This is a genomic window from Tannerella forsythia (assembly GCF_001006485.1).
In the GTDB taxonomy this organism is placed as follows: domain Bacteria; phylum Bacteroidota; class Bacteroidia; order Bacteroidales; family Tannerellaceae; genus Tannerella; species Tannerella forsythia.
This window is the reverse complement of the sequence record NZ_JUET01000027.1, coordinates 1-387: the sequence shown is the minus strand read 5'-3', so window position 1 is coordinate 387 and position 387 is coordinate 1. Positions and strand designations below refer to the sequence as shown.

Sequence of the window (387 nt, the reverse complement as noted above, 5' to 3'; positions counted from 1 at the left end):
GACGGTAGCGGGCGTGGCGGGGCGGCTGCCGTCTACAAGCACGAAATCGAGCGTAGGCGTGCGGGCCGCGGTAATGCCGTTCGCATTTTTAGCTGTCACCGTAAGCGACGGGTCCGGGCTTTCGGAGACGATCGTTAGGCCGTCGCCGCCTGCAGACTCAAGCCACGTCTGCGCTGCGGCGGGGATGGCAGCCTTCCGCTTCTTATTGCCCTGCACCTTGATCTGCTTCGTGCTGCCGGCAGTGCAGGCGATCGGCGCGGCGTCGGTCAGGGCGGCGGACAAGATGGGAGGCGTCTCCTGAGTATCGAAATCCTGCCACACGTTCTTCGCTTTGTAGGTATCGACCATGCCCTAGGGTACGTACAGCGTAACGTCCGAGAGTGTGAC

Annotated in this window: 1 protein-coding gene; it reads right to left on the bottom strand. The window is 63.0% G+C overall.

What is annotated here, in order from left to right; all coding sequences use genetic code 11:
* The coding region (locus Tanf_RS01010; RefSeq protein WP_046824583.1) for a hypothetical protein at positions 1 to 348 on the bottom strand (348 nt) is incomplete at its 3' end.
* Positions 349 to 387 lie beyond the last annotated feature (39 nt).